The organism is Brevibacterium sp. (assembly GCF_022712115.1).
Lineage (GTDB): Bacteria > Actinomycetota > Actinomycetes > Actinomycetales > Brevibacteriaceae > Brevibacterium > Brevibacterium salitolerans.
Genome location: NZ_JALAHB010000146.1, coordinates 1 through 5648, shown reverse-complemented (window position 1 = coordinate 5648; position 5648 = coordinate 1). Strand labels below are relative to the sequence as shown.

Annotated in this window: 4 protein-coding genes; 1 reads left to right on the top strand and 3 read right to left on the bottom strand. The window is 72.7% G+C overall.

Annotated elements, in window-relative coordinates; translation table 11 throughout:
• Positions 1-211 precede the first annotated feature (211 nt).
• The 3 genes from Q0A33_RS08470 to Q0A33_RS08460 form a co-directional block, all read right to left on the bottom strand.
• Complete coding sequence (locus tag Q0A33_RS08470; protein WP_291795100.1) at positions 212-1264, bottom strand: glucose 1-dehydrogenase; 1053 nt, start codon at positions 1262-1264, stop codon at positions 212-214.
• A 29-nt stretch (positions 1265-1293) separates the two neighbouring features.
• On the bottom strand, positions 1294-2169 hold the full coding sequence (locus tag Q0A33_RS08465) for an SMP-30/gluconolactonase/LRE family protein (protein WP_291795099.1): 876 nt from the start codon (positions 2167-2169) through the stop codon (positions 1294-1296).
• Between the two features lie 128 nt (positions 2170-2297).
• Positions 2298-4979 (bottom strand): GNAT family N-acetyltransferase, encoded by a 2682-nt coding sequence (locus Q0A33_RS08460; protein WP_291795098.1) that lies wholly within the window; start codon positions 4977-4979, stop codon positions 2298-2300.
• 22 nt (positions 4980-5001) lie between these two features.
• Here Q0A33_RS08460 and Q0A33_RS08455 point away from each other — a divergent pair.
• The coding region (locus tag Q0A33_RS08455; protein ID WP_291795097.1) for a DUF5998 family protein at positions 5002-5648 on the top strand (647 nt) is incomplete at its 3' end.

Genomic DNA, 5648 nt, shown 5'->3' with positions numbered 1-5648 from the left:
TCCCGCATCGCCTCGTGGGGCGTGCGGAACGCCGGACGGGGGACGGCGGGGGAGAGCTCCGCGAAGCGGCCTGCACCCGTGGTTCCCGGGATGCTGTCCGTCAGCAGAGTGCTCACTGTGTCCTCCTCAGACCTCGCGTGTGCTTCCACGGTACTCCGCGAGGACAGGTCAGGCAAGGCTAAGTGAGCGCAGTGTTGCCTGACCTGGGGGCTCAGCTCTGCAGGTCGATGAGGACCTTGATGTCCTCGGGACGATGTTCGAAGGCGGTGTCCAGCTCCGTGAGCGGGACCCTCCGGGTGACCAGCGAGGCCAGCCATTCCCCGTCCGCCCGGGCGAGCGCCTCGGCCGCCGTGGTCCAGTGGCGGACATTGGCGTTGACGGAGCCCAGCACCACGGCATTGCTGAGGACCATCCGCGTGCCGAGGGCCGCGAGGTCCAGCGCCTCGGAGCGGGCGCCGTCCCCCAGCCCCACCAGCGCGGTGAGGGAGTACGGGCGGTCCCTGCCGAGCACGGCGCCGATCACCGGGCCGGCACCGGTGGTCTCGAGCACGATGTCCGCCTCCGTCTCCGCGAGCACCGCGCCGGGATCCTCCGCGTGGTACTCGGCGCCGAGCGCTCCGACGAGCGCGGGCTTCCCACCGTCCTCCACGCGATCGACCACATGGACCTCCAGCCCCCGCTGTCTGCCCATGAGCGCGGCCAGCAGACCGATCGGCCCCGCACCCGTCACCACCGCGACGGCCGGGCAGTACCAGGCGCGGGCTCCCACCCGGTCGAGCTGGTCCCATGCCTTCGCCACCACGGAGGCCGGCTCCAGCAGTGCACCGCTGAGCCCGAGGGCCGCGTCGACGCGGACGGCGAACTCCGGTTCCACGGTCCATCGCTGCGCACCGAAGCCGTCGAGCTCCTTGATGCCGCGCTCCCGGTAGCGGCCGTTGCGGCACATGTCGAACTCACCGTGCGCACAGGCCCCGCACGGCTCCGGGTCCGGGCGCCGGACGACGCCCACCACGTGCTCGCCGGCCCGGAAGCCGGAGCCCGGCGGCGCGGAGAGCACGCGGCCGAGCGACTCGTGGCCGATCACCAGGCGACTCCGCCCGGTCGGAGCCGAGCCGTACACCCCTGAGAGCAGCTCGCGGTCCGTGCCGCAGATCCCGAGCGCGAGGCCCTCCACGAGCAGCTCTCCGCCGGTGGGCTCCGGCGCGTCGATCTCCTCGACGCGCACGGAGCCGGCGCGGCCGGGCTCTGCGGTGATCGCCTTCATGACGGTTCCTCCTCGTCCGGTGCGCGGGCTCATCCCGCGAACGGTCTGACGGGCCGGCCGACGGCACCGGGCTTCACGGTGAAGACCGCCCCCGCCTGCGGCTGGGACCCCGCGGGCACGTTCTCGCGGGTGGTCGTGATGAAGAGCTCGTCCAGCCGCTCCCCGCCGAAGGCGCAGGCCGTGACGTTCGTCACCGGCAGCTCCACCACCTCGGCGAGGCGTCCGGAGGGCTCGCGGCACTCCACGCGGGAGCCGCCGTAGATCGCGGTCCACACCCTGCCCTCGGAGTCGACGCAGAGCCCGTCCGGCCCGACGGCGCCGTCCCGTTCGTCCAGTGCGAAGAGCGTGCGCGGTTCGCCGAGGCCGGTCTCCGGGTCCCAGGGGGAGACGGTGGTGCGCCGGGCCGGTGTGTCGTTGTGGTAGGCGAGGGTGCCGTCCGGGCTCCAGTCGATGCCGTTGGAGACCGTGAGGCCGCGGCGGACGGTCCGCACCTCCAGCTCCGGGGTGACCTCCAGCAGCACCGCGCCGCCGTGCGCCTGGTCGTAGCGCATGGAACCGCAGAGCAGTGAGCCGGTGGGAGAGGCGCCGCCTTCGTTGAAGCGCACGCCCGGGTCGTCCAGCACGGACAACGCCGGGCGCAGATCGCTCAGTGCCGGGTCACGGGACAGGCTGAGGCCGTGCTCCGTCACGACGGCCGCTCCGCCGCCTGCGCGCGGGCGGAGGAAGGCGGCGACGGGGCCGCCGACGTCCGCGTGCGAGACGCCCGCGGCGGTGAGGGTCAGCACCCGTCCGCGGGTGAGGTCGACCCACCGCAGGGAGTTCGCGAGCGCTGAACCGTCGTCAGGCCACCACACCGGTCCCTCGGCGTGGAAGGAGAGGGGCTCCGTGTGCTGTGCGGCCTTCATCCCTCCACTGTAGGAGCACACCCCGCCGGAGCACGAGGCCTCCCGTGCAGAGGATCCGGGGGGTCTCCGCCGGGCGGGGCACGGGCTCGGGCGGGGCGGCGTCCGCATCCGCCCGAGCCCGGGGCGGTTCAGGCCAGCCGGCGGCGGCCGGAGTCGATCCGGTCGTGGGACTGCCGCAGGACCACGCGGACACTGAGCAGGTGCGCGTCCGCGGGCGTGGCGACCACGGGGTGGATCTCCAGATCCGCGATGGAGGGAACGTCGTCCACCAGTGCGGACACGCGCAGCAGCAGGTCCTCGAGCGGCGCGACGTTCGCCACCGGCAGCCCCTTGTAGCCGAACAGGCGGGGAGCGGACTTCACGGAGCGGATCATGGAGGCGGCGTCCACATCCGTGAGCGGTGCGACGCGGTGGGCGATGTCGCCCACGAGCTCCGTCGTGTCACCGGCGAGGGAGAACGAGACGATGGGCCCCAGCAACGGGTCCTCGCCGGCACGGATGACGCAGGGGATGCCCGGGGGCGCCATCTGCTGGACGTCGATGCCGCGGGGACCGCCCGGCTCCGCGTACTCGCCCACGAGTTCCTGCACCTGCTGGTAGTCGTCCCGCAGCTCCTCCGGGGTCTCGATGTTCAGCCGCACGCCGCCGAGCTCCATCCGGTGCCGCAGCCGCTTGTTGACGGCCTTGATGGCGACGGGGTAGCCCAGCCGGTCCGCTGCCTCGAGCGCCTCGTCGACCGTCGCGGTGGTCACCAGCGGCAGCGCGGAGAGCCCGTAGGCGGAGATCAGCTCGCGCGTCTCCGCCGGTCCCAGCAGGACGGGACCGTCGTCCGCGGCCTCGAGCGCCTCGGCGACCACGGTGCGCGCCCTCCTCCTGTCGATGCCCTCCAGCTCCGGGTAGCGGCCGTGGTCCTCCGCCCGCCACATCGCGTAGTCGACGGTGCGGGCCAGCGACCAGACCGCCTCCTCCGGGCCGAAGTAGCTGGGCACCGAGCGCGAGGCCCGCCCGCCCTCCGCGTCCGCGACGAAGGCCGTGAGCTCCTCGCGCACGCCCTGCACGCCGGAGAAGCACGCGACCGTCGTCTTCTCCGACGTGGCGGCGAGCTCCGAGAGCGCGGCGGCGATCTCGGACTCCGAGGCCCCTGCAGACGGGGTGAAGCTCACGATCACGGAGTCGACGTCGTCGCGGTCGAACATCTCCGCGAGCGCCTGGGCGAACTCGTCGGCCTGGACCTCCGGGTGGAGGGAGACCGGGGGGACGGACACGTCGAGGCCCTCCGCCCGGGCGCCCTGCGCCAGCAGCGTCGCGACGGCCGCGGAATTCCCCACGATCCCCAGGCGCCGGCCGGCAGGCAGGGGCTGGGAGGTGAGGACCTGGGCTACGTCGAAGAGCTGCCGGGTGGAATCGGCGCGGATGACGCCCGCCTGGGTGAAGATCTCGTCGAGGGCGCTCGAGGCCCTCTCCTCGAGCCCGGAGAGCCGCACCTGGTGGCCCGGCGGCAGCTCCTGCCCGGTCAGGTCGCTCTTGACCACGACGACGGGCTTCACCCGGGAGACGCGGCGGGCGATGCGCGAGAACTTGCGGGGATTGCCGATCGACTCGAGGTAGAGGCCCACGGCCGAGGTCGCGGGATCCTCCTCCCAGTACTGGAGGACGTCGTTGCCGGAGAGGTCCGCGCGGTTGCCAGCGGAGACGAAGGTCGAGATGCCGAGCCCCAGCTGGGTGGCCCGCGCCAGCAGCGCCGTGCCCAGCGCCCCCGACTGGCTGAACAGGCCCAGCGTGCCGGCCTCCGGGAAGAAGGGGGAGAGGGAGGCGTTGAGGGCGACGTCCGCAGCGGTGTTCGCGATGCCGAAGCTGTTGGGGCCCACCAGGCGCATCCCGTGCATGCGGGCGGTGGCGACGACCTCGCGCTGCAGCTCACGGCCCTCCTCGCCGGTCTCCGCGAAGCCGGAGGAGACGACCACGACGGCCCTGACCCCGTGGGCGGCGCAGTCGCGCACCACCCCGGAGACGGCCTCGGCGGGCACGGCGATGACCGCGAGGTCCGCCGGTTCCGTGAGCTCTTCGAGGCTGCGCACGGTCGGCAGTCCGGCGATCGAGTCCGCCTCCGGGTGGACGATGGTGAGTGTGCCCGTGAACCCTGCGGAGGAGAGGTTGCGCACCAGCAGATTGCCGGTGGAGTGCCGCTTGCGGGAGGCGCCGATCACCACGACGGAGCGGGGGTGGAGGATCTGGCGGACGCTCAGTGACTCCGCACGGTGCTCTCGTGCCGCTGTCACCTGCATCGATTTGTCGGTGGGGTCGATCTCGAAGCGGACGGCGACGACCCCGTCGTCGAACTCGCGCGAGACCGCGTAGCCGGCGGCGGCGAAGACCTGGAGCATGGAGCGGTTCTGCGGCAGGACCTCGGCGGTGAAGACGGTGATGCCGTTCTCCAGCGCGGCGGCGGCGAGGTGCTCGAGCAGGATCGAGCCGATCCCGCGGCCCTGGTGGGCGTCCGCGATGTTGAACGCGACCTCGGCGGAGACCGCGTCCAGCCGGTCGTAGCGGCCCACCCCGATGATCTCCTCTCCCACGAGCAGGATGAACGCCACGCGGTCGGAGTAGTCGACGGTGACGAAGCGCTGGAGCTCGCGGGGCGGGAGCTCCGGCATGGGCGCGAAGAAGCGCAGGTAGACGGACTCGGGCGACTGGGCCTTGTGGAAGCGCTGGAGGGCGTCGGCGTCCTCGGGCACGATGGGGCGCAGATGTGCGGTGCCCCCGTCGCGGAGGACGACGTCGGCCTCCCACTGGGCGGGATAGCTCTTCATGGTGGAAGTCTATGCTGGTCGCATGTCCGTTCCCCATGCACTCGTCAAGGACCTGCAGGCTGCCGGCTACTATCCGCAGCTGGCGGGGACCATGCTCCTCGAGAGCCTGTTCGACGAGGAGATCATCAGCCATCTCGTCCACATCGACACGCATGTGGACCTCGATTCGATCCACCGCCACGTCACGGCCTTCGCGCTCACGCCCACGCGTCTGCTCATCGCCCACGTCGACGACGATCCCCAGCCCGCGCCGCCGGGGGAGCCTCCCCGCGGCATGACCTCCTCGGAGGCCGTCGAGCTCACCGACGTGCGCACCGTGCTGATCGGGCGCACCTACGAGAAGCCGGCGGGGTTCAGCCCCGGGCAGCCCCCGGTGGAGGTCTCCCTCACCCTGGGCTGGGGGCAGAACGCGCGGATCGACGCCTTCCCGGAGTCCTGTGCCGACCCGCAGTGCGATGCCGACCACGGGTACGGGGGCAGCCTGCTGTCCGAGGACCTCAACCTGCGCATCTCCGCCCAGGCGGAGGGGCCGGAGGTCGTGGAGCGCGCGGAGTCCTTCGCGGTCGATCTGCGCCGGGCCGCCTTCCGGGCGCGCCGCGGGCTGGTCTGCTCATGGGCGGCGCGGTGCCGGGCGGACCGGCGGCCGGGGCGGTGGGAGCGGCCTCGGGG